This window comes from Bradyrhizobium sp. 25ACV (assembly GCF_054863005.1).
Genome location: NZ_JAVAYO010000095.1, coordinates 1 through 272, shown reverse-complemented (window position 1 = coordinate 272; position 272 = coordinate 1). Strand labels below are relative to the sequence as shown.

The 272-nt window shown below is 75.4% G+C and carries 1 protein-coding gene; it reads right to left on the bottom strand.

Translation table 11 applies throughout. From position 1 onward, the window contains the following. The coding region (locus RAD04_RS38720; protein ID WP_461627974.1) for a hypothetical protein at positions 1 to 272 on the bottom strand (272 nt) is incomplete at both ends.

Sequence of the window (272 nt, the reverse complement as noted above, 5' to 3'; positions counted from 1 at the left end):
CAGCCCCCCACCCGCCACTTCGGCGATGCCGCCCACCCGCCAGCCGCCGCCCGGCCAGCTATAGGCGATTCCGCTTCCGCCCTCGGCGCTGAGCCTTGCACCCGACGCGGCGGCGAGCGCCAGCCGCGATACGGTAACACGCCCGCGCGCACCGTTGAGGATGGCGGACAGGTGCGCGTCCGCCGTCACCGCCTGCCCTGCGGCCCGCGTCGCCTTTGCCACCTGCGAGACCAACGGCGCGATCGGCGTACCGGCACCGGCGGTTCGCCACG